Origin of the sequence: Kineococcus sp. DHX-1, assembly GCF_042473625.1 — a bacterium.
Classification (GTDB): Bacteria; Actinomycetota; Actinomycetes; order Actinomycetales; family Kineococcaceae; genus Kineococcus.
In genome coordinates this window covers 808,689-835,062 of record NZ_CP170445.1, presented here as the reverse complement: position 1 = coordinate 835,062, position 26,374 = coordinate 808,689, and the positions used below count along the sequence as shown (strand labels likewise).

Here is a 26,374-nt window from a genome sequence, read left to right as displayed (position 1 = left end):
CCAGGCGTGATCACGTCCCGCCCGAGGTCGGACGCGCCGTGGCGCACCCGGCGGGCGGTGGCCGTGCTCACCTCCGCGCTGGCTGCGGCGGCCGCGGTCGGCGCGTGCAGCGGCGGCGGCGAGCCGGACCCGGCCCCGACGACCACGACGGTCGAACCGGCACCCGTCAGCACGACCTCCGCCTCGCCCGCGGCGACGAGCTCGGGACCCGTCTTCGACTGCGTCTCGGTGCAGGCCGCGCAGACGGCGCTGGACGACGCGTACGCCTCCGAGCTGGACCGACTGGGCATCAAGCGCGGCGACCCGCGCGCGCAGTCGGTCTTCACCATCGTGACGACGAACGAGGGCCCGGAGTACTACGCGGCGGTCCTGGCCGCGGCCCCGCCCGACGCGACGGCCGACGCCCAGGTCGTCCTCGACTACTACACGAAGCTCGCGACGCAGGCCGGCACGGTCGACGTCGGCACGGGGTCGGCCGAGGACCTCGGCAAGGCCATGGACGCCCTCGACGCGGCCGGGGCCGCCGTCAACCCCGACCCGTCCGCGGCGACGTCCGTCGTGCAGGCGCAGGAGCGGCTGCAGGCCGACGTCGACCGGGAGTGCTCGGGCGCCGCGACCTCGACCGGCACCTCGAGCCCGAGCACCACCTCCAGCTGACGGGTCAGCGCGTCAGGTCGGCCAGGATCTGCGCGGACACCACGGCCGCGTGCTCCTGGTCGAAGTCCATCGCCCGCTCCGGCCCGCCGAGCGCCTTGCGCCGCAGCGGTTCCGGGTCTTCGACGAAGGCGAGGACGGCATCGGCCAGCGCCCCCGCGTCCTCCACGGGCACGAGGTCGCCGAGGCGCCCGTCCCGCAGCACGTACCGCGGACCGGTCGGGCAGTCCGTCGCGACGACGGGGACCCCCACGGCGAGGGCCTCGAGCAGCACGAGGCTGCCGTTGCCCTCGTAGCGCGAGGACAGGACGAACAGGTCCGCGCCCGCGAGCAGGCTCGGCAGGTCGTCGCGGTGCCCGGCGAACTCGACGCGGTCGGCGATGCCGAGCAGGTCGGCCCGGTCGCGCAGGTCGGCGTCCTGCTCCCCCGCACCGACGAGCACGAGCTCCACGTCCCCGCCCGCCGAGACCACCCGGGCCAGTGCGTCGAGCAGGACGTCGAAGCCCTTCTGGTCCACGAGCCGGCCCGCCGCCACGAGGCGGGTGCGCCCGGACTCCGAGCGCCGGGGACCGCCCGCGGCCTCGACCGCGGCGCGCGTCGCGGCGACGTCGATGCCGATGTCGACCGCGTGCACGCGGGAGGCGTCGAGGCCGACCTCGAGCACGTCGGGGACCAGACCGGGCGAGACGCAGACGGCCGCGTCGACGCGCTGGTGGACCTGCGTCAGCAGCGGCCGCAGGCGGGCCGGGGTCCAGGCCGCCACCGCGCGCGGCAGTGAGCTCTGGACCAGCACGACGAACGGCTTGCGCGCGATCCGCGCCGCCGCCCAGCCGAGCAGCAGGCCGTAGCCCACCTCGCTGCCCGAGACGACGACGTCGGCCTTGCGGACCTGCCGCAGCACGTTCGCCAGGATGCGCGGGGCGGCCGACCGGAAACGGCGCACCTCCTGCGAGCCCCAGCGGACGTCGAGGCGCGGGTCGGGCTCGTACATCGGCCCGTCCGGCTCCACGTTCTCCAGCACCAGGAACCGCACGCGCGCCCCGAGGTCCTGCCAGCGCCGGGCGAGGTCGGCCGAGACCCGCAGGCCTCCGTTGTCGCGCAGCGCGCCCTCGAGGACGAGGACGCGGGGTCCGGGACCCCTCACTCAGCGGCCCTGGTTGGCCACCGCGGCGGCGGCGGCCGCGGCGGCGGCCGGGTCGAGGTACTCCCCACCCGGCACGGTGGGCTTGAGGTCGGCGTCGAGGCGGTAGACCAGCGGGATGCCGGTGGGGATGTTCAGCCCCGCGATGTCGGCGTCGGAGATGCCGTCGAGGTGCTTCACGAGGGCGCGCAGGGAGTTCCCGTGCGCGGCGAGCAGGACGGTCTTGCCGGCCTGCAGGTCCGGGACGACCGACTCGGTCCAGTACGGCAGCATCCGCTCGACGACGTCCGCGAGGCACTCGGTGCGCGGGGCGGCCCCACCCGGTCCGCCGAACTGCTCGCCGTAGCGCGGGTCGGCGTCCTGGGAGAACTCCGAGCCGAGCTCGATCGGCGGCGGCGGGGTGTCGTACGAGCGGCGCCACAGCATGAACTGCTCCTCGCCGAACTCGGCGAGCGTCTGCTTCTTGTCCTTGCCCTGCAGCGCACCGTAGTGGCGCTCGTTCAGGCGCCAGGACCGCTTGACGTCGATCCAGTGCCGGTCGGCCGCGTCGAGGGCGAGGAACGCCGTCGTGATGGCGCGGCGCAGCACCGAGGTGTGCACGACGTCGGGCAGGACACCCGACTCGACGAGCATCTTCCCGCCGGCGGTGGCCTCGGCCCGCCCCTTCTCCGACAGGGCGACGTCGACCCAGCCCGTGAAGAGGTTCAGGGCGTTCCACTCGCTCTCGCCGTGCCGCAGGAGGACGAGGGTGTGCGCCGCTTCAGTCATGGGCCCAACCCTACCGAGGGGCCCCCGCCCGCTCGGCGAGCGCCCGCGCGTAGACGTCCAGCGTCGCCTCGGCCGTGGCGCCCCACCCGAACCCACGGGCGCGGCGGGCGGCCCGCTCCCCCATCGCCGCCCGGCGGACCGGGTCGTCGAGCAGGTCGCCGAGCACCCCGGCCCACGTCCCCGGGTCGTGGTCGGGCACGAGGGCGCCCGTCCCCGAGAGGGGGTCGGCGTCGACGGCCGTGCGCAGCCCGCCGACCGCGGCGGCGACCACGGGCGTCCCGCACGCCTGGGCCTCCAGGGCGACGAGCCCGAAGGACTCGTTGTACGAGGGGACGGTGACGAGGTCGGCGGCGCGGTAGTGGTCGGCCAGGTCCGCGCGCGGGGTCGGCGGGGCGAGCGTGACGACGTCGCCGAGGCCGAGCGCGGCGACGAGGTCGGCGAGGGAGTCCGGGTGCGTGGTGCCCGACCCGCTCGGCCCGCCCAGCACGACGACGCGCAGGCGCTCGCGGCGCCACGGCTGCCGCCGCAGCAGCTCCGCGGCCGCGCGCACGAGCAGGTCGGGGGCCTTGAGCGGCTGGATGCGCCCGACGAAGAGGAGGACCTCGGCGTCCACGGGCAGGCCGAGGCGCGCGCGGGAGGCCGCGCGCCCGGGTTGGGGACGGAAGGTCTCCAGGTCCACGCCGGGCGGGACGACGACCACCTTGGCCGGGTCGGCGCCGTAGAGCCCGACGAGCTCGTCCCGTTCGGCGGCGGTGTTGGCCACGATGCGGTCGGCGGCGTCGACGACCTGCTGCTCGCCGATGACCCGGCCGGCCGGTTCGGGGGTGTCCCCGTCCGCGAGCGCCGCGTTCTTCACCTTGGCCATGGTGTGCATCGAGTGCACGAGGGGGACGTCCCAGCGGTCGGCCGTGAGCCAGCCGACCTGGCCGGAGAGCCAGTAGTGCGAGTGCACGACGTCGTAGTGGTGCTCGTCGTGACGGGCGCCCGTGTGCAGCACCCCGGCGGTGAACGCGCACAGCTGGCCGGGCAGGTCCTCCTTGGCCAGGCCCTCGTACGGGCCCGCGGCGACGTGGCGCACCCGGACGCCGCCCCGGCCGCCGGGGTCCTCGGCGACGGGGGGCTGGTCCGAGCTCGTGCGGCGGGTGAAGACCTCGACCTCGACGTCGCGGCGGGCCAGTTCCCGGGCCAGCTCCAGGACGTAGACGTTCATGCCGCCGGCGTCGCCGGTGCCGGGCTGGGCCAGCGGTGAGGTGTGCACCGACACCATCGCCACCCGCGAGACCTTCCCCACGCCCTGCCTCCCGGCTCGATGCCCTGCCGTCGCTGTTCGCCAGTAGTGTCCCCACGTGCCCCGGCAGTCTGCCTCCCGCGTCCGCGCGGGCGGTCCGGGGGTCGGTGCGGGGACCGGGGCGGTGGGCGCGGTCACCCGCGGCACGACGGGTCCGGACCGGCTGCGCCGCGTGGAGCGCTGGCTGGCCCAGACGCAGGCGAGCCGGCTGCGCCGGGCGGGCGACCCCCTCGTCGTCGACCTCGGCTACGGCGCGTCCGCCGTGACGGTGACGGACCTGCAGCGCTGGCTGCGCCGGGTCCGGCCGGACGTGCGCGTCGTCGGTCTGGAGATCGCCCCCGAGCGCGTCGCCACGGCCCGCGCCGCCGTGGCCCACCTGCCCGACCCGCCGCAGTTCGCGGTCGGCGGCTTCGAGGTCCCCACGGACGGGGACCCGGTCCTGGTCCGCGCGTTCAACGTGCTGCGCCAGTACGAGTCCGAGGACGTCGAGGTGACGTGGGACCGGTTGCGCGACCGGCTCTCCGGCGGCGGTCTGCTCGTGGACGGCACGTGCGACGAGCTGGGCCGGCGGGCGACGTGGGTCGCGCTCGAACGGGAGGCGGGGCCGGTGTCGCTGACCCTGTCGGTGCGGCTCGCGGGGCTGCCGACGCCGTCGGCCGTGGCCGAGCGGCTGCCCAAGGCGCTCATCCACCGCAACGTCCCCGGCGAGGGCGTCCACGACCTGCTGCGGGCGGCCGACGCGGCGTGGGCGCGGGCCGCGCCGGCGGGCACGTTCGGGCTGCGGCAGCGGTGGATCGCGACGTGCGGTGAGCTGGCCCGGGACTGGCCCGTGCTGGACTCCGCCGCGCGGTGGCGGCTCGGTGAGCTGACCGTGTCCTGGACGTGCGTCGCACCCCGCCGGGGTCCGGCATGATCGGCTGAACGAGCGAGGAGGTCCGGTGCCACGGACGACCGCGGGCGCCGTCGGCGCCCGGCCCACCATCCGCGACATCGCCCGCGTGGCGGGCGTGTCCAAGGCCTCGGTCTCCTACGCGCTCAACGACCTGCCGGGGGTCTCGGAGGAGACGCGCGCGCGCATCCGCGCGACCGCCACCGAGCTGGGGTGGCGGCCCAGCGCGGCCGCCCGCTCGTTGTCCCGGGCCCGGGCCGGGGCCGTGGGGCTGGCCGTGGCGCGCGACGTGCACCTGCTGGAGGAGGAGCCGTACTACATGCGGTTCATCGCGGGGATGGAGAGCGTCCTGGCCCGCGAGGGGCTGTCCCTGCTGCTGAGCGTCGTCCCGGACGTCGACTCCGCGGTGGAGGTGCTGCGCGACTGGTGGGGCGAGCGACGGGTGGACGGCGTCGTCCTCACCGACCTGCGCGTGGAGGACCCGCGGGTCGCGCTCGTGACCGAGCTCGGCATCCCGTGCGCCCTGCGGGCCGGCATCGACGACCGGATGCCGGACGGTGCCCAGCTCGCGCTCTCGGTGGAGACCGAACGCCAGTCCTTCGTCGAGGTCGTCGACCACCTCCTGGCCCAGGGGCACCGTCGGCTGGCCCGGGTGGCGGGCCCGCGGGAGTTCCTGCACACCCGGCGGCGGGACATCGCCTGGGCGGAGGTCACGCGGTCGGCCCTGGGGCGTGCCGCCCCCGTCGTCGTCGCGGACTACACCTCCGCCGGCGGACTGGCCGCGACCCGTCAGCTGCTGGACCGCTCCCAGCCCCCCACCGCCGTCGTCTACGACAACGACGTCATGGCCGCCGCGGTCGTCGCCGAGCGCGAACGCCTGGGCGTGCGGGTCCCGCAGGACCTCGCCGTGGTCGCCGGGGAGGACTCGATGCTGTGCCGGCTGGCGAGCCCGGCCATCAGCTGCCTGCACCGCGACGTGGTCGCCGACGGCGCCCGCAGCGCCCGCCTGCTGCTGGAGGTCGTGCTGGGCCGCAGCAGCGAGGTGACCGTCACCGAACCGCACCGCCTCGTCGTGCGCGGGACGACGGCCTCGTCGCCGGCGGCGGGCGGGTGACCGGGGCGGTCCCGGCCGCGACGTCGACCCTCGTCGCCGGACGAGGTGGCGCCGGGCGCGCTCAGGCCTCCAGCCAGATCGTCGTCGGCCCGTCGTTGACGAGCTCGACGGCCATGTCGGCGCCGAAGCGGCCGGTCTCCACGTGCAGCCCGTGCCCGCGCAGCGCCTCGCCGACCGCGTCGACGAGGGGTTCGGCGACCGGGCCGGGGGCGGCCGCGTTCCAGGTCGGGCGACGGCCCTTGCGGGTGTCGCCGTAGAGGGTGAACTGGCTGACGAGCAGGACGGGCGCGCCGACGTCGACGGCGGCCCGCTCCTCGCGCAGGATCCGCAGCTGGGCGATCTTGCGGGCGACGAGCTCGACCTGGGCGGGTCCGTCGTTGTGGGTGGCGCCGAGGAGGACGAGGAGCCCGGGCTCGGTGATCTCCCCGACGACCTCGTCACCGACGGTGACCTTGGCGCGGGTGACCCGCTGGACGACGGCTCGCACGTCGCTGCTCCTCTCGGGTGGTGGTCGGGTGGCCGGGAGGTAGACCTCACGCAGCGGGAGGGTGACCGACCTACGATCGACCGGTGCTCCAGACCCTGCTCGACGCCCCTGTGGTCATCCCGCTCACCCTGCTCGCCGTCGGGGTCTGCGGGCTGGGGGCGTTGTGGCGGCCGCGGGTGGACGTCGCGCTCGTCCTGGGGCTCCTGGCCGCGATCTGGTCGCGCGTCAACCAGCCCGTCGAGGGCCGGGTGCTGCACAGCTGGACGCTGGACCGGGGGTTCACCGAGGCCGACCTGCTGTCGGTCGCGGCCGTGCTGGTGGCGCTGCTGACGCTGGGCCGGTGCGCCTGGCGGCTCGTCCGCCGGTCCTCCGGCCGGGACCGGACGGGCACGCTGCCCGCCCGGTGAGCCGTCACCAGGGGCCGTAGGGCCCCGAGCCGCCCCGGTCGTCGCGACGGGGTCCACCGCCGTACTGGCGCACGGCCGGCCGCACGTCGACGAGGTACACGGCCGCACCGACCACGGCGATGATCCCGAAGAGGCCGAGCACGGAGAAGACCGACACGAAGCCGACGGCCGCGGCCACGGCGACGATGACGGTCCAGAACGTCTTGGTCCGCTTGCCGGCGGCGACGAAGGCGCCCGCCGGGCGGCGCAGGCAGTCCACGAGGGCCCACACCTCCAGCCCGAAGGCCGCGACCCCCAGGAGCAGCAGGACACCGGACTGCAGGCTGTTCAGCGCGCTCAACACACCAGAAGACTACGGTCGAGGACCCGCAGGAGTTCCGCGATCACCACGGTCCGCGCCCAGCAGGTCCCCCAACCGGCGGTAGGCGTCCTGCTCCCCGTCGGCGGCGGCGCGCGGGGCGGGCAGTCGCCAGTCGTCGTCGGCCACCCGGGCCCGCGCCTCGGCGACGGCGACGAGCCGGCCCCGCAGGGCGCCCACGTCCTGTGCGGCATCCAGGTCGGCGAGGGCGCCGTCGAGGGCGCGCACGGCCGACCGGTTCCGGACCACGAGCGCGACGACGACGGCCGCGACCACGCCGAGCGCGGTGTCGGCCAGGCGGTCCAGGACGAGACCCCCCAGCCCCGCGCCCGAGGTGCCCAGCCGGGTCAGCAGCAGCGAGAGACCCGTGATGGCGACCGTGCCGAGCGCGTAGTTGCGCGGCATGCAAAACTCCACGGCGAACATGCACGCCAGGGTCAGCACCCACAGCCGCACGTCGTCGGTCGCCAGCGTCACGAGCCCGGCCGCCAGGAGCACCCCGACGACCGTCCCGGTTCCGCGCTGCACCCCGCGCTGGACGGTGATCCCGGCCGAGGGCGACTGCAGGACGGCGGCGGCGCCCACGGCGGCCCAGTAGACGTGCCCCAGCCCCAGCGCGGCCGCCACGAGGACCACGGCGGCGCAGGCCAGCCCCACGCGCACGGCGGGCACCCGCAGGTGACCGGCCCCGCGCAGCGCGCCGAGCACCCGCCGCCGGGGCCAGGGCTGCGGTGCCGGCACCGGACCGGCGGGCGGCACGGGCAGCGGCCGGCGTCCGGGCAGGGCGACGAGCAGCAACCGCAGCGGACGCTCGGCGGCCCCGGCGTGCAGGACCCGCTCGGCGTGGGCGAGCCACCCGCCCAGCGGGCCGGCCGCCCGCGGCCCCAGGACGTCCCAGGCCGCGTGCACGGCGACGGTCGCCCGGTGCCGGGCGGTCGCGTCCCCGGGAACGGTGGTCGCGCCCAGGACGGACACGACCGCGCGGGCGACGGCCTGCCGTTCGGGTCCGTCCGGCCGCCACAGCCCGGCCGCGCACGACAGGGCCACGCCCAGGGCCGCGCAGGCGGCGGTGACGGCCACGACGGCGGGCAGGTCGGACGTCCGCAGGGGCTCGGCGCTCAGCGTCCCGGCCGCGAAGACCGGGATGAGCCCGGCGGGCGGTCCCGTCCGGACGGCGTCGGTGACGAACTTGGCCACGGCCGCCACCAGCGCGACGACCAGGGCGGGGACGAGGACGTCGGCCCACCCGCTCAGGGGCAGGACCGCGCTGGTCGCCCCGGCCAGGACCGCGAGCACCAGGCCCAGCCCGGTCCACGCCTGCGTCCGCCAGCGCCGCGCGTACGTCTCGTGCCGGCCGTAGAGGTTGGCCAGGGCCCCGAACGTGGCGGGGGCGGCCAGGAGCGGGACGCCGGCGGCCATCGTCGCGGCCAGCGGCAGCCCGAGGGCCAGGGTGGCGGTGCCGGCGGCCCACCAGGGGTGGGCGCCGGGGGTGATGCGCGACCACCCGCGGACGGCTCGGAGCAGGTGGGTGCGCAGGGTCACCCCATCAAGTTAGCAGGTGTTTCACCTGCGAAGCACTTGTGTCAGGATCACCCCGTGAGCACCTCCGACGACCCGGTCGACGTCGCCCGCGCCGAGTGGGCGGCCCTGCACCCCGACCTCGACACGACGCCCATGGCCCTCACGGGGCGGCTGCGCCTCGTCGCGGCGGCCCTGGCCCGGGCCACCGAGCCCGTCGTGCGCGCCGAGGGCCTGACGCGCCCGGAGTTCGACGTCCTCAGCGCCGTCCGGCGCGCCGGGCGCACGCCCCTGACCCCCACCGGCATCGCCGCCGCGACGCTCGCCTCGGGGGCGGCCACGACGAAGCGCCTCGACCACCTCACGAGCGTCGGCCACCTGCAGCGCACCCCCGACGAACGCGACGGCCGGGTGAGCCGGCTCTCGCTGACCCCCTCGGGCACCGCCCTCGTCGACCGCGTCCTGCCGCTGCTGCTCGCGGCCGAGCGCGCCTTCGCGGACTCGCTGACCCCGGACCAGCAGACCGCCACCAGCGAGGCGCTCAGCGTGCTGCTCGCCGAGCACGGCGTCTGACGCCGGCGCGCCGCAGGGTCGACGCAGGGTCATCGCGCGGTGCGCAGCGCGTCCTCCACGGAGACGACCCCGTCGCGGTAGCGGCGGGTGATCTCGTCCGTGCACGCGTCCATGGCCTCCTGCACGCGGTGCCGGTCGGCGGACAGCTCCTGCTCCAGCGCGACGAGGCGCTCGCGGGCGTTGGCCAGCTGCGTGTCGTCCATCGCGGACAGGTCGGACAGGTGCGGGTCGGCGACGGCCAGCTCGGCGCGACGGCGGTGCTCCCCCACCCTCGACGGCTCGACGGAGGAGAAGCGGCCCATGCCGTGGTCGGTGCGGCGCGGGTCGGCGAGGACGTCGGTGAGCTTGGCGACCAGTTCGGCGTCCGAGCGCGCGTGCCGGACGTCGGAAGCGCCGTCCGAGCCGGCGCGGCGGTCCTCCTCCGCGCCCAGCAGGTCCAGCCGGCCCTGGATGAGCCGCCGCGCGTAGGAGAGGTCGGCCTCCTCCTGCTCGGCGACCGTGCGGTGCTCCCGCAGCGTCTCGAGGTCCATGTCCTGCAGGCCCGCCAGGAACTCCGGGGCCAGGACCTTGTCGAGCGCCCGCCGTCCCCCCGCCTGGTACCCGCTGACCTGCTCGTCCCCGCGCTCGTCCACGACGCCTCCCCCGGCTCGAGTACAACTCACAGCACGCGTACGACTACCAAGCGTGCGCTTCGCAGAGTATGACCCACCGGAAGGGTCCGCGCAGGAGCCCCGGCGACCTCGGCTCCCTGGGCTCAGGGGGCGACGACGGTCTCCTGCGCTGCGGCGATGCGCCGCGGCGCCTCACCACCGGACGACCCGTCCGTCGTCCGCGACCCGGCGAGGGCCACGAGCCGGGCGTCGGCCGGCAACGACCGCTTGACGACGGCCAGCGCCACGGGCCCGAGCTCGTGGTGGCGAGCGGCCGTCGTGACGTGCCCGACGCGCCGGTCGCCCGCGGCGGGGTCGACGACGTCGTCCCCGGGCGAGGGCAGGTCGTGGGAGGAACCGTCGAGGTGCAGCAGGACGAGACGCCGCGGCGGCCGTCCCAGGTTGTGGACCTTCGCCACCGTCTCCTGACCGCGGTAGCAACCCTTGTGCAGGTGCACGGCGGTGCGCAGCCAGTCCAGCTCGTGCGGGATGGAGCGCTCGTCGGTCTCCCGGCCCAGCCGGGGCCGCCAGGCCTCCACCCGCAGCGCCTCCGCGGCCCAGGTGCCGGCCAGCCGGCGCTCGCCGACGGCGGAGGCGAGCTCCTCGCGGGGCACCAGGACCTCGCGCCAGGGCCGCTCGGCCCCCGGGTGCTCCAGCGTGGAGACGGCCGCGTAGCTCGCGGTGTCCGCGCTGCCCCCCTCGGCCAGCGGCGTGGCACCGGGCCACGGGTCCACCCACACCAGGCCGCGGGGGGACTCCGGCGAGCGGTCCGGCTCACCGAGCACGGCGTAGCGGTCGGTGACGTCCTCGATCTCGACGCGGAGCATGAAGCGCATGCGCTCCAGCCAGGTGCGCAGCCCGTCGACCTGCCCGGGCTCCAGCGTCATCCACGTGGCCTCACCGTCGTCGACGAGGTGCACGGCGTGCTCGATGCGTCCGGTCGGGCTCAGCACCAGCGTCTCGGTGGACACACCCGCGGGCAGTCCCGTCAGCGCCTGCGTCGTGATGCTGTGCAGCCAGGACAGCCGGTCCGGACCGGTGAGCCGCAGGACACCGCGGTGCGACTGGTCGACCACGGCCTCGCCGCGGACGAGGGCGCGCTGCTCCGCGTGCGGGTCGCCGTAGTGCCAGGCCACCCCCGCGTCGAGCCCCTCGGCGGCCACGGCGCCCGGGGCGCCGAGCAGCGGCGAGCGGTAGGGGCTGGTCCGGCTCGGCGTGGTGTCGGTCGGCGTGGTCACGGGCGCTCCTCCGGGTGCTGCTGGTCCTGCACGGTGCGGCACGCGGCGCACCGGCCCCGGAGGGCCAGGTGCCTCGTGTCCACGACGAAGTCGTTGCGGGACAAGACGACCGCCGCCAGTTCACGCGCGGGCCCGGCGTCGGCCTCGGCCACCGCGCCGCACCCGTCGCAGACCAGGTGCAGGTGCCCGCCGTGCTCCACGGGGTGGAACGACGGCACCCGCCGGTCGATCTGGGTGCGGGCGACGAGCCCGACCTCCTCCAGGACCGCCAGCGCCCGGTAGACGGTCGAGGGGTCCACCGTGCGCCAACCGCCGGCGTCACCGCCCTGTTCCGCGGCACGGGAACCGAGGTGGGTGGCCACCTCCTCGGCGCTCGCGTGTCCCAGGGCCCGCACGGCGGCGAGGACGCTGCGGCGCTGCGGGGTCAGGCGCAGCCCACGCGCGTGCAGCGCCGGTCCGAGGTCGTCGGGGACCGACGTCCTGTTCACGTCGGGGACCGACGTCCTGTTCACGTCGGGCGCCGGCGTCGCGCTCACGGGGCGGGCGGTGCGTCCGGCTCGTCGGTCGGCTCGTCGGCGACGCGCTTGAGCCGCGCCGAGGCGTAGCTGCGCAGGGGGTGGCCCTCCAGCGTGACGTCCAGCGCCCACAGCAGGTCGCCCTCGACGAGGCCGTACATCCGCGTGCCCGCCGTGTACTCGTGGGCCGTCGTCGTGCGGGCCACGACGTCGGTGCTGAGGTCGATGCGCGGACCGCGGGCGGTGCCGGCGAGGATCTCGACGACGCCGGTGGGGTGGGTCAGCAGGACCTCGAGCTCCACCGGCCGCGGACCGTCGGCCGGTGCGGGGGTGGACAGGTCGACCGGCTGCGGCCGCCAGAACCCCGTCTCGACGTCGAGCGGCTCGGTCGTGCGGCCCTCCTCGTCGAGGGCCCACGTCGTCGACGTGTAGCTGAGGAAGTCGCGGCCGTCGTGGCTGAACTCCACGACCTGCCCGAACCGCTGGTCGGTCTCACCGCGGGCGGGGTGCCCGAGGACACCGGCCCCCTCCCACCGTCCGATCAGCCAGGACAGCGGGACGAGCGTGAGCGGGGTGTCCGTGCGCAGGGGGACGACCACGGGTCAGCGCTGACCCTGGAAGAGGCGGTAGACGACGTAGCCCGCGAACCACATGATGACGATCGACACCACGATGAGCAGGACGAGGAAGAAGACTTCGAGCGCGTGCACGTCCCGACCCTACCGGCCGCGCGCCCCCCCCGGACCCCTCGACGTGGGGCGGCTCACGTCCGGCGCACGACGGGCTCACGACGAGCTCGCGACGGGCTCAGAGCAGCAGGAGCCGTCCCACGAGGTAGGCGCCCGCGCCGCCGAGCGCGACGGGGACGGCGGCGACCGCGAGGGCCGCGGGCAGGGTGCGCGCGGCGGGCAGCCGGACGGACAGGGCGCGCCACGCCGAGACGAGGACGCCGGCGCCGAGCCCGGCCACGATCCCGGCGACGGCCCACCGACCCTCGCTGACCGCCCCGATCGCCGAGGAGCCGCCGACGAGCGGGGTCGTGCCCCCGCCGCCCAGCAGCGCCGTCACCGAGCTCGCCAGCCAGCCCACGGCCGCGCCGACGAGGAGGTTCACCGGGCCGGCGACCCGCAGCGGCCACGTCGTGGCGGCCACCGCGCTCGTGGCGGCCAGGGCCGCGAGGACGACCGGCGCGAGCGCGGCCCCCGCGTACGTCGTGGGGACGGCCACCCAGGCGGCCCCGAGCACCACGACCGCCTGCGCGGTCACGACCCCCGTGACGGACTCGACGAGCCGGGGCCGGCCGTCCCGGCGCAGCAGCTGGTGGCCGAAGGCGACGAGCAGCGCGAGGGCCGCGACGGCGGGCAGGTGCCCGAGGACCCCGGCGACCTGGCTCCCCTCGGCGCGGGCGGCCTGCACGGTGAACACCGCGACGAGCGCCGCGGCGACGGCCACGGCGGCGACGACGCCGGTCGAGCTGCGCCGGGCCGGCAGGTCCAGCAGCTCCGGCCAGCCGGCGGCCACGAGGACGCCGAGCAGGACGACGGCGACCGCGAGGACGGCCACCCCGCCGAAGGAGGCCAGCCCGACGAGGGCGGCGAGGGCGAAGGTGGCCGTGGCCGTCGCGGAGGCGCTCACGCGGAGCCCACCCTCAGCCCCGGAACCCCGGCGCCCTTCCGCTCGGTCACGACGTCGCTCACGTCGGTGATCCTCCCAGAAGCGCGCGGACCCGCTCGGAGTGGTCCGTCCACCTCCGCGACACGCGTAGTCTGACCCCCGTTGGCCCGACGACGCCGCCGCGCCCCGGCACGGTCGTGGGCGTCGCGCACGGCCGGTCCGACCCGGACACCCGCAGCGAACGGAGGGCAGGACAGCCGTGGCCCAGCTCCTGGTCCTGACCAACGCCCTCGCGCCGTCCACCGAGGTGCTGCCCGCTCTCGGCCTGCTGCCGCACAGCGTCCGGGTCCTGCCGGCCGAGGCCTCGGTGCTGGTCGACGAGCCCACCGCCGACGCCGTCCTCGTCGACGGCCGCCGCGAGCTGGCCGCCGCGCGCTCGCTGTGCCGCCTGCTGCGCACGACGGGGCTGTCGCAGCCGCTGCTGCTCATCGTCACCGAGGGCGGGATGGCGGTCGTGGCGGCGGACTGGGGCGCCGACGACATCGTCCTGGACACGTGCGGTCCCGCCGAGCTCGACGCCCGCCTGCGGCTGGCCGCCGGACGCCTGCGCCGGCCCGCGGAGGACCCCGAGGACGGCACGTCCGTGGAGATCCGCGCCGGCGACGTCGTCATCGACGAGGCGGCCTACTCCGCGCGCGTCCGGGGCCGCCAGCTCGACCTCACGTACAAGGAGTTCGAGCTCCTCAAGCACCTGGCCCAGCACCCCGGCCGCGTCTTCACGCGGGCCCAGCTGCTGCAGGAGGTCTGGGGCTACGACTACTTCGGCGGCACGCGCACCGTCGACGTCCACGTCCGGCGCCTGCGGGCCAAGCTCGGCCCCGAGCACGAGAACGCGATCGGCACCGTGCGCAACGTCGGGTACCGCTTCGTCTCCTCCGGCCGCGACCTCGAGGACGGCCTGGGCGGCGGCGACGAGCCGGCCGACGAGCCCGTCCCGGACGCGGTGCCCGCCGACGCGGCCGTGGTGGACCCGGCGCGACGCTCGTGACGGAGTCCCGGGGTCTGGACGAGGACGACCGCCGTCGGGTCCTCGACCTGGCCGCGGCCGCGTCCCGGGCCGACGGCGCGACGTCCCTGTCCGAGGACGCCGAGCTGCGCCTGACCCGCGGCGCCGGGGACTCCCCCGCCGTCCGGCACCTGTTGCGCGACGGCGAGGACGGGGCGCTGGCCGGCTACGCGCAGCTCGCGGGCGCCCCCGACGCCCTCGAGGGCGAGCTCGTCGTCCACCCCGACCACCGCCGCCACGGGCACGGCACCGCGCTGCTGCGCGAGGTCGAGCGCCTCGCCGCCGGCGCGCCGGTGCGGCTGTGGTCGCACGGGGACACCCCGGGCGCGGTCGCCCTGGCCGACCGGCACGGTTGGCGGCGGGTGCGGGAGCTGCTGCGCCTGGAACGGCCCACCGCGGGCCTGGCCGACCTCGAGGTCCCGGCCCTGCCCGACGGCGTGCACGTGCGCCCGTTCGTGCCGGGGGCCGACGACGAGGCCTGGGTCGCCGTCAACGCCGCGGCCTTCGCGACGCACCCCGAGCAGGGCCGCTGGACGGTGGACGACCTGCGCGCCCGCCTGGCCGAGACGTGGTTCGACCCGGGCCTGCTGCTGCTCGCCGAGGGCCCCTCGGGCGTCCTCGGGTCCTGCTGGATGAAGGTCGAGGCCGGGCACGGCGAGCTGTACGTGCTGGGTGTCGCCCCCGGTCACGCCGGCGCCGGCCTCGGCCGCGCGCTGCTCGTGCGCGGGTTGCGGGCCGTGGCGCAGGCCCCCGCACCGCCGGCCCTCGTCGACCTCTACGTCGACGGGGACAACGTGCCCGCGCTGCGCCTCTACGCCCGGCTCGGGTTCGAGCGCGCGGCCGTCGACGTGCAGTACGCCGCCCCCACCGGCTGAACCGGGCCTGGCCGGGGTGCGTTCACCGGCCGTTCCCCGAGCGTTGCCCGAGCGTTCGGACCGCTGTCCACCGGGGGCCGCCGTCCGCCGCGGCAGCGACCGGGCCCGGTGGCAGACTGATCGCCATGACGGCCACGACACCTCTCCCCGCTGTGACACCGGTCGAGGAGACCGTCGACCTGCCCGAGGACCGCTTCGCCGACCGCGAGGTGTCGTGGCTCGCGTTCAACGAGCGCGTCCTGCAGCTGGCGGAGGACCCGTCGACCCACCTGCTGGAGCGGGCGCGGTTCCTGTCGATCTTCACGAACAACCTCGACGAGTTCTTCATGGTCCGCGTCGCCGGCCTCAAGCGCCGGATCGCCACCGGCCTGGCCGTGACGGCGGCGAGCGGCCTGGAACCGCGTGAGGTCCTGGACGCCATCGCCGTCCGCGCGCACGAGCTGACCGAGCGGCACGCCGACGTGTTCCTGCGCTCGGTGCGGCCCGCGCTGGCCGAGGCCGGCATCACCATCGTCCGCTGGGACGAGCTGGCCCAGAGCGAGCAGGTGCGCCTGCACGGGTTCTTCCGGGACATGGTGTTCCCGGTCCTGACGCCGCTGGCCGTCGACCCGGCGCACCCCTTCCCCTACATCTCGGGCCTGTCCCTGAACCTCGCGGTCGTCGTGCGCAACCCCACGACGGACAAGGAGCACTTCGCCCGCGTCAAGGTGCCGCCGCTGCTGCCGCGGTTCGTGGCCGTGGAGGCCGCCGACGGGGCCGACCCGCGCTCGGCGCGCTTCGTGCCGCTCGAGGACGTCATCGCCGAGCACCTCGACCAGCTGTTCCCGGGCATGGAGGTCGTGCAGCACCACACCTTCCGCGTGACCCGCAACGAGGACCTCGAGGTCGAGGAGGACGACGCCGAGAACCTGCTGCAGGCGCTGGAGAAGGAACTGCTGCGCCGCCGCTTCGGCCCGGCCGTCCGCCTCGAGGTCGCCTCCGACATCGCCCCCGAGGTGCGCGAACTGCTGGTGCGCGAACTCGGTGTGCACGAGCAGGAGGTGTACGAGCTCCCCGAACCCCTCGACCTGCGCGGGCTCGGCGACATCGCCGACCTGGACCGGCCGGAGCTGAAGTTCCCGAAGTTCGTGGCACGCACCCACCGCGACCTCACCGACGGCGCCGAGACGGCGAAGCCGTCCGACCTGTTCGCGGCCATCCGCAACCGGGACGTGCTGCTGCACCACCCCTACGACTCGTTCTCCACCAGCGTGCAGGCCTTCCTCGAGCAGGCCGCGGCCGACCCGAAGGTCCTGGCCATCAAGCAGACGCTGTACCGCACCTCCGGCGACTCCCCCATCGTCGACGCCCTCATCGACGCCGCCGAGGCCGGCAAGCAGGTCCTCGCCCTCGTCGAGATCAAGGCCCGGTTCGACGAGCAGGCCAACATCAGCTGGGCGCGCAAGCTCGAACAGGCCGGCGTGCACGTGGTCTACGGCCTCGTCGGCCTGAAGACCCACGCCAAGCTCAGCCTCGTCGTGCGGCAGGAGCAGGGCGGCCTGCGGCGCTACTGCCACGTCGGGACGGGGAACTACAACCCCAAGACGGCGCGCCTGTACGAGGACATGGGGTTGCTGACGGACGACCCGCAGGTCGGCGAGGACCTCACCCGCCTGTTCAACCAGCTCTCGGGCTACGCGCCGAAGACGGCCTACAAGCGACTGCTCGTCGCCCCCCGCTCGCTGCGGACCGGCCTCATCGACCGGATCGACCGCGAGATCGACAACGCCCGCCAGGGGTTGCCGGCCGGGGTCAAGATCAAGGTGAACTCCATCGTCGACGAGGGCGTCATCGACGCGCTCTACCGCGCCTCGGCGGCCGGCGTCCCGGTCGACGTCGTCGTGCGCGGCATCTGCGCGCTGAAGCCGGGGGTCCCCGGCCTGTCCGAGACGATCCGGGTGCGCAGCATCCTCGGCCGCTTCCTCGAGCACAGCCGCATCTTCTGGTTCGCCTCCGCAGGCGAGCCGGTCGTCATGATCGGCAGCGCGGACATGATGCACCGCAACCTCGACCGCCGCGTCGAGGCCGTCGTGCGGCTGTCCGACCCCCGCCACGTCCGGGAGATCTCGCTGCTGCTGGACGACTGCATGGCCGACACCACGAGTTCCTGGCACCTGGGGGCCGACGGGACGTGGACGCGCCACCACCTCGACGCCGACGGGGAACCGCTGCGCGACCTGCAGGAGCACATCATCGCCACCCGGCCCGGTCGCCGCCCGACCGCCCGCCGTCGTCGGTGACGCCGAAGAGCGCCACCCGCACGCCCGCCCCCGAGCGGGCGGTGGACGTGGAGGCGGCCGGCTGCGTCGTCGTGCGCGCCGGGGACGTGGGGCCGGAGGTCCTGCTGGTCCACCGGCCCACGACCGCGACGCGGGCGGCGGACTGGTCCTGGCCCAAGGGCAAGCTCGACGCCGGTGAGCACCCCGCCGTCGCCGCCGTCCGCGAGACCGCGGAGGAGACGGGTCTGCGCGTCCACCTCGGCGTGCCGCTGCCCGAGCAGCGCTACCAGGTGCCCGGGGCCGGGCCGGACGGGGTGCACAAGCGCGTGCGCTACTGGCTGGCGCGCGCCGCCGGCCCCGCCGACGAGGACGCGTACGAGCCCGCCGACGCCGGGGAGATCACCGAGGTCGGCTGGTTCGGCCGGGACGCGGCCCGGGACCTGCTGACGTACCCGGCCGACGTGGCGGTCCTCGACGCGGCGCTGCCGACGGACGAGCTCCCACCCGCGACCTGGCCGCTGGTCGTGCTGCGGCACGCCCGCGCCGTCAAGCGCGTGGACTGGCCGGGCGGCGCCGACGGCGAGGCCTCCCGGCCGTTGCTGGACCGCGGGCACGCCCAGGCCCGCGAGCTCGCGCCCCTCATCGGCTGCTTCGACGTGCGGGCGCTGGTGACCTCCCCGTGGGCTCGGTGCGTGCAGACGGTGCTGCCCGCGGCCGAGCTGACGGGGTTGCCGGTGCAGGAGGACCCCGCGCTGACCGAGCGAGCCTTCCGGGACGACCCCGACGCGTCGGCAGCCGTGGTGGCGCGTCTGCTGGACGAGGCCCGGCCGGTGGTCGTCTGCTCGCACGGCCCCGTGCTGCCGCACCTGCAGGAGGTCGTCGCGCGGCGCACGACGGACCCCGCCCTCGCCGCGCGGACGACGGCAAAGCTCGACAAGGCCGCGCTCGTGGTGGTCCACCTGACGTCCACGGGTCCCGGCACCGCAACCCCCGTCGCGGTCGAACGCCACGAGTTCTGAACCAGCGCAACGCATGTGGACCTGGGAGCCACCCGAACGGCCCAGTTCACCCCACGGTCACGGTGCAGCCCATGACCGGTCCACGACCGGACGTTCCGGGTTCACGCCCCGTTCACCTGCGACGCCGAACCCCGTCACCCAGCGCCTCTACCGTCCGGATCGACCGAGGCGTTGCGCCCGGTCCGAACAGGCCGGGAGTCCTCCGGCCGGCGACGATCCTCGAAAGGGACCGAAGTGACGTTCTGGAAGTCCTCCCGCCTCATCGGCATCGCTGCTGTCGGTGTCCTCGCCCTGGCCGGCTGCGGATCCGACGACAACACCGGCACGAGCGCCGGCGGGAACGCCTCGGCGTCCGGCAGTGCGTCTGCGGCCTCCATCGACTGCAAGACCGGCACCCTGAACGGTGAGGGTTCGAGCGCGCAGAAGAACGCGATCGACCAGGTCATCCAGCAGGGCTACCAGTCGCAGTGCTCCGGCGCGACCATCAACTACAACGCGACGGGTTCCGGCGCCGGCCGCAAGCAGTTCACCTCCGGCCAGGCCGACTGGGCCGGCTCGGACTCCGCGCTGAAGGACGAGGAGCGCGCCGCGGCGACGGCCCGCTGCCAGGGCAACGAGGCGTGGGACCTGCCCATGGTCGCCGGCCCGATCGCCATCGCCTACAACGTCGACGGCGTCAAGGACCTCACGCTCAACGCCGAGGTCGCCGCCAAGATCTTCTCCGGCCAGATCACCTCCTGGGACGACGCGGCCATCAAGGCGCTGAACCCGAGCGCGACGCTGCCCAGCACGAAGATCAGCGTGTTCTTCCGCACCGGCACCTCCGGCACCACGGAGAACTTCACCAAGTACCTCAACGCCGCCGCCCCCGACGCCTGGACCGCCGCCGGCAACCAGGAGTGGTCCGGCAAGGGTGAGGGCCGCGAGGGTTCGGCCGGTGTCGCGCAGGCCGTCGCCGGCGCCTCCGGCGGGATCACCTACGTCGAGTGGTCCTACGCCCAGGACAACAAGCTGTCCGTCGCCAAGATCGACAACGGTTCCGGCGCCGTCGAGCTGACGGGTGAGTCGGCCGGCAAGACCGTCGCCACCGCGACCCAGGTCGGCCAGGGCAACGACCTCGCGCTGAAGATCGACTACGCGACGAAGGAGTCGGGCGCGTACCCGATCGTCCTCGTCACCTACGAGATCGTCTGCTCCAAGGGCCTGGACTCCGAGAAGACCGCGCTCCTGAAGTCCTTCCTGAACTACTTCGCCGAGGACGAGACCCAGGCCGGCCTGCAGGACATCGGCTACGCTCCGCTGCCCAGCGAGGTCTCCGAGAAGGTGCGCACGGCCATCGCGGCCATCGCCTGACCGCAGCCCGAACGGCACGCAGCAGCACAGCACCGCAACGGGGGGCGGGCACCGGAACTCCGGTGCCCGCCCCCTCGGTTCACCCCCTCCCCCCGCACGTCCCCCTCTCGCACAGTGCAGGAGCACGATGTCCTCGATCACCGGCCGCTCGGCCGTCGAGCAGGGGCCGGGCCCGTCGGGCGACAACGCCCGTGGCCGGCGCCGCCTCGGTGACACCCTCTTCGGCGGCGGCGCCGGTCTCGCCGGCGTCGTCGTCATCGCGATCGTCGTCTTCACCGGCGTCTTCCTGGCCATCAGCGCCGTCCCGTCGGTCCTCGACGACAAGGTCAACTTCCTGCTCTCGACCGAGTGGCAGGCCACCCCGGGCGACCTCCGGTTCGGGATCCTGCAGATCCTCTGGACGACGGTGTCCATCTCGGTCATCGCGATGATCATCGCGGTCCCGCTCGGGGTCGCGAACGCGCTCTTCCTCACCCAGTACGCCCCGAAGTGGCTGGCCCGGCCGGCCGCGAGCGTCATCGACCTGCTCGCCGCGATCCCCTCGATCGTCTACGGCCTCTGGGGCATCCAGATCTTCGCGCCGCACCTGACCGGCCTGCAGACGTTCCTCAACGACGCGCTCGGCTGGTTCCCGCTGTTCTCCGGCCCGGTCAGCACCGGCACGGTGTTCATCGCCGGCATCGTCCTGGCCGTCATGGTCCTGCCGATCATCACCGCCATGTCGCGCGAGGTCTTCGCGCAGACCCCGGCGGCGAACAAGGAGGGCGCCCTCGCCCTCGGCGCCACGCGCTGGGAGATGATCCGCACCGCCGTCCTGCCGTTCGGCCGCGCCGGTGTCATCTCCGCCGCGATGCTGGGCCTGGGCCGCGCGCTCGGCGAGACGATCGCCATCACGATCATCGTGTCCTCCGTCGCCCCGGGCGCCGGGTTCTTCGCCTCCTGGCTGCAGGGCGGCGAGACCTTCGCCTCGAAGATCGCCAACAACGCGGCGGAGTTCAACAACCCCGAGTCCACGGGCGCCTACATCGCCGCCGGTCTCGTGCTGTTCGTCCTGACCTTCGTGGTCAACGCCCTGGCCCGCATCGTCATCAACCGTCGGAAGGCCTTCGCATGAGCGCCGTGCAGACCCCCGAGCGCGAGCTCCCGGCGGCGCTGGCCGACTCCCGCGGGCAGGGCGGCCGCAAGGTCCGCAACACCATCGCGACGGTGGTGGTGGTGCTGGCCTTCGTCATCGCCGTCATCCCGCTCGTCTGGATCCTGTGGACCGTCATCGACAAGGGCGCCTCGCTCCTCGTCGACTCCACGTGGTGGCTGAACTCCCAGCGCGGCATCACCCCGCGCATCGTCGGCGGCGGCGCGTACCACGCCATCGTCGGCACGCTGCTGCAGGCGCTGGCGACGGCGCTCATCGCGGTCCCGCTCGGCATCATGAGCGCGATCCTGCTCGTCGAGTACGGCGCCAGCCGGATCGCCCGCGTCGTGAGCTTCACCGTGGACATCCTCTCGGGGCTGCCCTCGATCGTCGCCGCGCTGTTCATCTACGCGTTCTGGGTCACGACCCTCGGCTTCAGCCGCTCGGGTTTCGCGGTCTCGCTCGCCCTGGTCCTGCTGATGGTGCCGGTCGTCGTCCGGTCCACCGAGGAGATGCTCAAGCTCGTCCCGAACGAGCTGCGCGAGGCGTCCTACGCCCTCGGCGTCCCGAAGTGGAAGACGATCGTCAAGATCGTCCTGCCGACCGCGTTCTCCGGGATCCTCACCGGTGTGCTGCTGGGCCTGGCCCGCATCATGGGCGAGACGGCCCCGCTGCTGATCCTCGTGGGGTACTCGCAGTCGATCAACACGGACCTGTTCGGCGGGAACATGGCGGCGCTGCCCCTGATGATCAACAACGACCGCCAGCAGGCGCTCGAACCGGCGGTGGAACGCGTCTGGGCCGCCGCCCTCACACTGGTGCTCATCGTGCTGGTGCTCAACATCGCCGGTCGGGCCATCGCCCGCTTCAGCTCGCTCAAGAAGTAAGGGAGATCCCGTGGCCAAGCGCATCGAGGTCAAGGACCTCAACGTCTACTACGGCAGCTTCAAGGCCGTCGAGGACGTGTCCATGACCGTGGAGCCCCGCTCCGTGACGGCCTTCATCGGCCCGTCCGGCTGCGGCAAGTCGACCTTCCTGCGGACGCTGAACCGCATGCACGAGGTCATCCCCGGCGGCCGCGTCGAGGGCAGCGTCATGCTCGACGACGACGACCTCTACTCCTCCAAGGTGGACCCGGTGAACGTCCGCCGGACCGTCGGCATGGTGTTCCAGCGGCCGAACCCGTTCCCGACGATGTCGATCTTCGACAACGTCGCGGCCGGCATGCGCCTCAACGGCGTGCGCAGCAAGAAGGTCCTGACGGAGTCCGTGGAGAAGTCCCTGCGCGGGGCGAACCTGTGGAACGAGGTCAAGGACCGCCTCGACAAGCCCGGCGCGGGCCTGTCCGGTGGTCAGCAGCAGCGCCTGTGCATCGCCCGCGCGATCGCGGTGCAGCCCCAGGTCCTGCTCATGGACGAGCCGTGCTCGGCGCTCGACCCGATCTCGACGCTGGCCATCGAGGACCTCATCGGTGAGCTGAAGAGCTCGTTCACGATCGTCATCGTGACGCACAACATGCAGCAGGCCGCGCGCGTCAGCGACAAGACGGCGTTCTTCAACCTCGCCGCCACCGGCAAGCCGGGTCGTCTCATCGAGATCGACGACACCGCGACGATCTTCAGCAACCCCAAGCAGAAGGCGACCGAGGACTACATCTCCGGCCGCTTCGGCTGACCGGTCCCGCTCCGCTCAGGGGGATCGTCGACGCACCGGGCTCGACCTGCGAGCTCGGTGCGTCGACGATCCCCCCTCGCGTCTCCCCACGGGGAGGCGAGGGTCAGAGGAAGAGGCGGAAGACGAAGTAGAACGCCGCGGCGACGAGGCCGGCGGCCGGCAGGGTCAGGACCCACGCCCCCACCATGGAGCGCGCCACGCCCCAGCGGACGGCGGAGAGCCGCTTGGTCGCGCCGACGCCCATGATCGCGGACGAGATCGTGTGCGTCGTCGAGATCGGCGCGTGGAAGCCGAGCGCCGCCACGTACAGGACGATCGCCGAGACCGACTCGGCGGCGAAGCCGCGGGCCGGGTCGAGGTGGATGATCCGCCGGCCGAGGGTGCGCATGATGCGCCAGCCGCCCGAGTAGGTGCCGGCGCTGATGGCCAGAGCCGCGGACAGCTTCACCCACCACGGGATGGACTCCCCCGTGTGGAAGCCGCCGGCGACGAGGGCCAGGACGATGACGCCCATCGTCTTCTGCGCGTCCTGCAGGCCGTGGCCGAGGGCCATGGCCGCAGCCGAGACCGTCTGCAGCATGCGGAAGCGGCGGTGCGTCGGCGCGGGGGCCTTCTTCCGGACGCCCCAGAGGATGGCGACCATGACGAGGTAGCCGAGGACGAACCCGGTGAGCGGCGAGACGATCATCGGCACGATGACCTTGTCGAGGATGACCGCCCAGTGCACCGTCGTGCTCGAGGCGATGCCCGCGCCCGCGAGCGCCCCGATGAGGGCGTGCGAGCTCGAGGAGGGCAGCCCGAGCCGCCAGGTGAGCAGGTTCCAGCCGATGGCCCCGAAGAGGGCGGCGAGGACGACGACCATCCCGTGCTGGCCGAGGCCGACGTCGACGATGCCCGAGCCGATGGTCGTGGCGACCCCGGTGCCGAGGAAGGCGCCGAGGAGGTTGAACAGCGCGGCCATGAGCAGCGCGATCCGCGGGGTGAGCGCGCGGGTGGAGACCGACGTGGCGATGGCGTTGGCGGCGTCGTGGAAGCCGTTGGTGAAGTCGAAGGTGAGGGCGACGACGATGACGACGAGGACGAGGGCGAGCTCCACGCTCAGGACTCCTTGACCGCGATCGTCTCCACCGTGTGCGCGACGTGCTCGAACGCGTCGGCGGCGTTCTCGAGCGTCTCGACGATCTCCTTGTGCTTCATGATCGCGATGGCGTCGTAGCCGCCGTCGAAGAGCTCGGCCAGCAGCCGCCGGTGGATCTGGTCGGCCTGGTTCTCCAGGCGGTTGATCTCGACCCAGTAGTCGGACAGGTCCGGCAGCGAGCGCAGCCGCGGCATGGCCTCGGCGGTCAGCTCGGCCTGGCGGGCGAGGACCTGGACGATCTCGCCGACGGCGCTGGGCAGCTCGGCGACCTTGTAGAGCACCATCAGGTCGACGGCGGCCTGCATGAGGTCGAGGCAGTCGTCGAGCCGGGAGGTCAGCTGGTAGATGTCCTCGCGGTCGAAGGGGGTGACGAAGGAGGAGTTGACCCGGCGCAGGACCGCGTGGGCGGCCTCGTCCCCGCGGTGCTCGATCTCCTCCATGACGGCCCCGAGCTCGACGCGGCGCGCCTGGTCGCTGCCGATGGCCTCGGTCAGGACGGTCGTGGCCTCGACGAGGATCCGGCCGGTTCCGGCGAACAGCTCGAAGAACGAGTTGTCCTGGGGGGTCAGTCGGAAACGCACGCCATGCTCCACGGGTGTCGGCCTCGGGCCGAGCACACGACCCGACCGGCGACTCTAGGCGGTCGCGGGACGCAGTCCCGACACCGCCCGCGTCGCTCAGTCCCGAGCGGGGGTCCCCTCGACGCCCAGGACGCGGTCCAGCTCACCCTCCGGCAGGGGTCCGTCGCTCTCCGACGCGGCGACGACGACGTCGGTGTAGAGCTCGATCTCCTCCGCCATGACGGTGTCGGTCAGCGCCGCAGCCGACCGCGCTGCGGGCAGGACGCCGCCGCCCACCGCGGGAGCGGGTTCCGGTTCCTGGTTCGTCATGATGAGCCCACCGTACGCCGCAGCCGTCCGGGTCGGGGCGGCTTCGGGCTCGCTCACCCGCCCGGAGTGCCCGTCGGCGAGAGCGTCGTGGGGGACTCGGTGGGCGTGGACCCCGTCGTCGTCCCGGTCGTCGTCCCGGTCCCCGACGTGATGGCCGAGGGGCTGGGGACGCTCAGCGGCGGCCGGTCCTCGGCGGTCAGGACGGTCCGCTGCAGGTTGACCTCGGCCAAGCCGAGCCCGCCGACCGTCACCTCGTCGTAGGCCAGCAGCTTGCCCTCCAGGTCCCCGGAGCGCCCGAAGTACAGCAGCGTCGCCGACAGGGGCAGCGGAGCGCCGTCCGCGAGGCGGTTGAGCCCGGCCGACGTGACCCCGGCGCCCCCCGTGGTGCCCTCAACCATGATCCGCGTCCCGGAGCCGTCGAGGGTGACGGACCGCTTGTGGAGGTGGCCGGCCAGCACGAGCGGGACCCGACCCAGCAGCGGCTGCAGACCGCTGGGGTCGTGGACGAGGGCGGCGTCGACCGGCTGGTCGGGGTTGGCGTCGTCCCAGCGCTCGATGCCGTCGGCGAGGACCTCGTTGGCCTGCTCCTGGACCTGCTCCGCGCTGCCGCTGGCCCGCTCGCCCTCGCCGTCGGGGGTGAAGACGGGGTCCCCCTGGCCCGCCAGGACGAGCCCGGCGACCTCGGCGGTGGACCCCTGGTCCAGGACGATCGCGCCCTGCCCGGCGACCTCCGCCTGGGTCTGCGTGGAGTCGTGGTTGCCCCGCACCCAGACGTACGGGACGCCGAGCCCGCGGATGCGGCCGAGGTAGCTGGACTCCACGGCGGTCCCCCACGTCGTGGTGTCGCCCGTGTCGATGACGGCCTGGACCCGGAACTGCTTGACGAGGTTGTCCGTGAGGTCGTAGCCGAGCGGGTTGAGGTGCAGGTCGGAGACGTGCAGGACGGTGGTGACGTCCGCGCCGAGCCCGCTGGTGCCCGTCTGGGTGTCCCCCAGGACGGGCAGGTTCGCCGCGGCGGCGTAGAGGGTGGAGACGCTGCGGACGATGTCGGACAGGCCGCTGCGGTAGCTCTCCAGGCGGTCGAGGGCGTTCTGCGTGCTCGACACGACGTAGGGCGCGCGCGAGAGCAGGCCGGTGAACCGCGGCTGCCGCAGCGCGGACGGGTCGAAGGTCGCCCACGTGCCCGTCCCGGTCGCGACGACGACGACGAGCAGGGTCGCGCCCGTCTGCAGGGTGCGGCGGCGGCCGCGGAAGACGACGACGGCCGCCAGCAGCGCCCCGCCGAAGCCGCACAGCAGGCTGTACGTGGCCGCCCGGACGGTGGCCGCGCGGACGGTGTCGGCCGCGGTGAGCTCGAGGGCCAGGAGCTGCTGGGGCGAACGGACGAGGCGCGCGGCGGCGTCGACGTCGACGCTCTCGATGTTCGCCGTCACCACGATCGGTGCGCGGTGGGTGTCGAACGTGACCTTCCCGACGGGCGGGAGGTCCACCTCGACGCCGGGCGACAGGCTCGGCCGGACCCGCACCTCCGTCTGGAGCGGGCCGACGTAGGTGCTGGACCCGGGCGCGAGGGCGAAGCCGACGCCGGCGCCGGCCGCGGTGACCAGCAGGACCGCGATCCAGGGCAGCAGGTGCCGGCGGGCGAAGCGCGGCACCGGACGCGCAGCGAAGCGTGCCCAGGCGGCGCGACGGGCGGGCGAGGGACGCGGCAGCCGCAGCGCGGGTGGGCGGATCCTGGCGGACATCACCACGATC

General features: G+C 74.5%; 28 protein-coding genes. 13 read left to right on the top strand and 15 right to left on the bottom strand.

What is annotated here, in order from left to right:
* Positions 1-6 precede the first annotated feature (6 nt).
* Positions 7-657 (top strand): hypothetical protein, encoded by a 651-nt coding sequence (locus ACFEMC_RS04125; protein WP_380173891.1) that lies wholly within the window; start codon positions 7-9, stop codon positions 655-657.
* Between the two features lie 4 nt (positions 658-661).
* On the opposite strand, the gene ACFEMC_RS04120 is transcribed toward ACFEMC_RS04125, so the two are convergent.
* The 3 genes from ACFEMC_RS04120 to mshA are packed head-to-tail and all read right to left on the bottom strand — an operon-like array spanning position 662 to position 3,830.
* The gene (locus tag ACFEMC_RS04120) at positions 662-1,798 is read right to left on the bottom strand and encodes a glycosyltransferase (RefSeq protein ID WP_380173889.1); all 1,137 of its coding nucleotides are present in this window, start codon (positions 1,796-1,798) and stop codon (positions 662-664) included.
* Positions 1,799-2,563 (bottom strand): phosphoglyceromutase, encoded by a 765-nt coding sequence (locus tag ACFEMC_RS04115; RefSeq protein ID WP_380173887.1) that lies wholly within the window; start codon positions 2,561-2,563, stop codon positions 1,799-1,801.
* 10 nt (positions 2,564-2,573) lie between these two features.
* Positions 2,574-3,830, bottom strand: a complete 1,257-nt coding sequence (mshA, locus tag ACFEMC_RS04110) for a D-inositol-3-phosphate glycosyltransferase (protein ID WP_380176579.1) — start codon at positions 3,828-3,830, stop codon at positions 2,574-2,576.
* Positions 3,831-3,975: 145 nt separating this feature from the next.
* Here mshA and ACFEMC_RS04105 point away from each other — a divergent pair, with 145 nt between their 5' ends.
* Both ACFEMC_RS04105 and ACFEMC_RS04100 read left to right on the top strand, forming a co-directional pair.
* Positions 3,976-4,764, top strand: coding sequence for a class I SAM-dependent methyltransferase (locus tag ACFEMC_RS04105; protein WP_380176578.1), 789 nt, complete (start codon positions 3,976-3,978; stop codon positions 4,762-4,764).
* A 25-nt stretch (positions 4,765-4,789) separates the two neighbouring features.
* Positions 4,790-5,854 carry a LacI family DNA-binding transcriptional regulator gene (locus ACFEMC_RS04100; RefSeq protein WP_380173885.1) on the top strand — a complete coding sequence of 355 codons (1,065 nt, stop codon included), beginning with the start codon at positions 4,790-4,792 and terminating at the stop codon, positions 5,852-5,854.
* Positions 5,855-5,915: 61 nt separating this feature from the next.
* Here ACFEMC_RS04100 and dtd read toward each other — a convergent pair whose 3' ends face one another.
* A complete protein-coding gene (gene dtd / locus ACFEMC_RS04095; protein WP_380173883.1) occupies positions 5,916-6,341 on the bottom strand; it encodes a D-aminoacyl-tRNA deacylase in 426 nt (141 codons plus the stop codon).
* An 83-nt stretch (positions 6,342-6,424) separates the two neighbouring features.
* Here dtd and ACFEMC_RS04090 point away from each other — a divergent pair, with 83 nt between their 5' ends.
* Entirely contained in the window at positions 6,425-6,748 is a 324-nt protein-coding gene (locus tag ACFEMC_RS04090; protein ID WP_380173881.1) for a hypothetical protein, read from the top strand.
* Positions 6,749-6,752: 4 nt separating this feature from the next.
* Here the strand turns inward: ACFEMC_RS04090 and ACFEMC_RS04085 are convergent, their stop codons facing one another.
* Both ACFEMC_RS04085 and ACFEMC_RS04080 read right to left on the bottom strand, forming a co-directional pair.
* Positions 6,753-7,088, bottom strand: a complete 336-nt coding sequence (locus tag ACFEMC_RS04085; RefSeq protein WP_380176576.1) for a DUF2516 family protein — start codon at positions 7,086-7,088, stop codon at positions 6,753-6,755.
* Positions 7,089-7,100: 12 nt separating this feature from the next.
* Entirely contained in the window at positions 7,101-8,648 is a 1,548-nt protein-coding gene (locus tag ACFEMC_RS04080) for an FUSC family protein (RefSeq protein WP_380173879.1), read from the bottom strand.
* Positions 8,649-8,702: 54 nt separating this feature from the next.
* Between ACFEMC_RS04080 and ACFEMC_RS04075 the strand changes: the two genes are divergently transcribed.
* Positions 8,703-9,197: a MarR family winged helix-turn-helix transcriptional regulator gene (locus tag ACFEMC_RS04075; RefSeq protein ID WP_380173877.1), complete on the top strand. Its 495-nt coding sequence runs from the start codon at positions 8,703-8,705 to the stop codon at positions 9,195-9,197.
* A gap of 29 nt (positions 9,198-9,226) precedes the next feature.
* On the opposite strand, the gene ACFEMC_RS04070 is transcribed toward ACFEMC_RS04075, so the two are convergent.
* The 5 genes from ACFEMC_RS04070 to ACFEMC_RS04050 all read right to left on the bottom strand — a co-directional run bounded on the left by ACFEMC_RS04070 (position 9,227) and on the right by ACFEMC_RS04050 (position 13,235).
* On the bottom strand, positions 9,227-9,829 hold the full coding sequence (locus ACFEMC_RS04070; RefSeq protein WP_380173875.1) for an aerial mycelium formation protein: 603 nt from the start codon (positions 9,827-9,829) through the stop codon (positions 9,227-9,229).
* Positions 9,830-9,951: 122 nt separating this feature from the next.
* A complete protein-coding gene (locus ACFEMC_RS04065; protein WP_380173873.1) occupies positions 9,952-11,085 on the bottom strand; it encodes a YgfZ/GcvT domain-containing protein in 1,134 nt (377 codons plus the stop codon).
* A complete protein-coding gene (locus tag ACFEMC_RS04060; RefSeq protein WP_380173871.1) occupies positions 11,082-11,621 on the bottom strand; it encodes a Fur family transcriptional regulator in 540 nt (179 codons plus the stop codon). Before ACFEMC_RS04060 ends, ACFEMC_RS04065 begins: the two co-directional genes overlap by 4 nt.
* Positions 11,618-12,199 (bottom strand): FABP family protein, encoded by a 582-nt coding sequence (locus ACFEMC_RS04055; protein ID WP_380173869.1) that lies wholly within the window; start codon positions 12,197-12,199, stop codon positions 11,618-11,620. The genes ACFEMC_RS04060 and ACFEMC_RS04055 overlap by 4 nt, the downstream gene beginning before the upstream one ends.
* Positions 12,200-12,407: 208 nt before the next feature.
* The gene (locus ACFEMC_RS04050; RefSeq protein ID WP_380173867.1) at positions 12,408-13,235 is read right to left on the bottom strand and encodes a hypothetical protein; all 828 of its coding nucleotides are present in this window, start codon (positions 13,233-13,235) and stop codon (positions 12,408-12,410) included.
* Between the two features lie 238 nt (positions 13,236-13,473).
* Here ACFEMC_RS04050 and ACFEMC_RS04045 point away from each other — a divergent pair, with 238 nt between their 5' ends.
* The 8 genes from ACFEMC_RS04045 (at position 13,474) to pstB (ending at position 22,591) form a co-directional block, all read left to right on the top strand.
* Positions 13,474-14,262: a winged helix-turn-helix domain-containing protein gene (locus tag ACFEMC_RS04045; protein WP_380173865.1), complete on the top strand. Its 789-nt coding sequence runs from the start codon at positions 13,474-13,476 to the stop codon at positions 14,260-14,262.
* Complete coding sequence (gene mshD, locus ACFEMC_RS04040) at positions 14,259-15,155, top strand: mycothiol synthase (RefSeq protein WP_380173863.1); 897 nt, start codon at positions 14,259-14,261, stop codon at positions 15,153-15,155. The genes ACFEMC_RS04045 and mshD overlap by 4 nt, the downstream gene beginning before the upstream one ends.
* A gap of 125 nt (positions 15,156-15,280) precedes the next feature.
* A complete protein-coding gene (locus tag ACFEMC_RS04035; protein WP_380173861.1) occupies positions 15,281-17,434 on the top strand; it encodes an RNA degradosome polyphosphate kinase in 2,154 nt (717 codons plus the stop codon).
* Complete coding sequence (locus ACFEMC_RS04030) at positions 17,431-18,432, top strand: NUDIX domain-containing protein (protein WP_380173859.1); 1,002 nt, start codon at positions 17,431-17,433, stop codon at positions 18,430-18,432. Before ACFEMC_RS04035 ends, ACFEMC_RS04030 begins: the two co-directional genes overlap by 4 nt.
* Before the next feature lie 234 nt (positions 18,433-18,666).
* Positions 18,667-19,785 (top strand): phosphate ABC transporter substrate-binding protein PstS, encoded by a 1,119-nt coding sequence (pstS, locus tag ACFEMC_RS04025; protein ID WP_380173857.1) that lies wholly within the window; start codon positions 18,667-18,669, stop codon positions 19,783-19,785.
* Positions 19,786-19,912: 127 nt separating this feature from the next.
* The gene (pstC, locus tag ACFEMC_RS04020) at positions 19,913-20,899 is read left to right on the top strand and encodes a phosphate ABC transporter permease subunit PstC (RefSeq protein ID WP_380173855.1); all 987 of its coding nucleotides are present in this window, start codon (positions 19,913-19,915) and stop codon (positions 20,897-20,899) included.
* Positions 20,896-21,804: a phosphate ABC transporter permease PstA gene (gene pstA / locus ACFEMC_RS04015; protein WP_380173853.1), complete on the top strand. Its 909-nt coding sequence runs from the start codon at positions 20,896-20,898 to the stop codon at positions 21,802-21,804. Before pstC ends, pstA begins: the two co-directional genes overlap by 4 nt.
* 10 nt (positions 21,805-21,814) lie before the next feature.
* Positions 21,815-22,591: a phosphate ABC transporter ATP-binding protein PstB gene (gene pstB / locus ACFEMC_RS04010; protein ID WP_380173851.1), complete on the top strand. Its 777-nt coding sequence runs from the start codon at positions 21,815-21,817 to the stop codon at positions 22,589-22,591.
* A 103-nt stretch (positions 22,592-22,694) separates the two neighbouring features.
* On the opposite strand, the gene ACFEMC_RS04005 is transcribed toward pstB, so the two are convergent.
* From ACFEMC_RS04005 to ACFEMC_RS03990, 4 genes are all read right to left on the bottom strand, one after another.
* Positions 22,695-23,687, bottom strand: a complete 993-nt coding sequence (locus ACFEMC_RS04005) for an anion permease (RefSeq protein ID WP_380173849.1) — start codon at positions 23,685-23,687, stop codon at positions 22,695-22,697.
* 2 nt (positions 23,688-23,689) lie between these two features.
* Entirely contained in the window at positions 23,690-24,310 is a 621-nt protein-coding gene (locus ACFEMC_RS04000; RefSeq protein ID WP_380173847.1) for a DUF47 domain-containing protein, read from the bottom strand.
* Positions 24,311-24,406: 96 nt separating this feature from the next.
* Positions 24,407-24,676, bottom strand: a complete 270-nt coding sequence (locus ACFEMC_RS03995) for a hypothetical protein (RefSeq protein ID WP_380173845.1) — start codon at positions 24,674-24,676, stop codon at positions 24,407-24,409.
* Entirely contained in the window at positions 24,673-26,364 is a 1,692-nt protein-coding gene (locus ACFEMC_RS03990) for a metallophosphoesterase (protein ID WP_380173843.1), read from the bottom strand. Before ACFEMC_RS03990 ends, ACFEMC_RS03995 begins: the two co-directional genes overlap by 4 nt.
* Between the last annotated feature and the right edge of the window lie 10 nt (positions 26,365-26,374).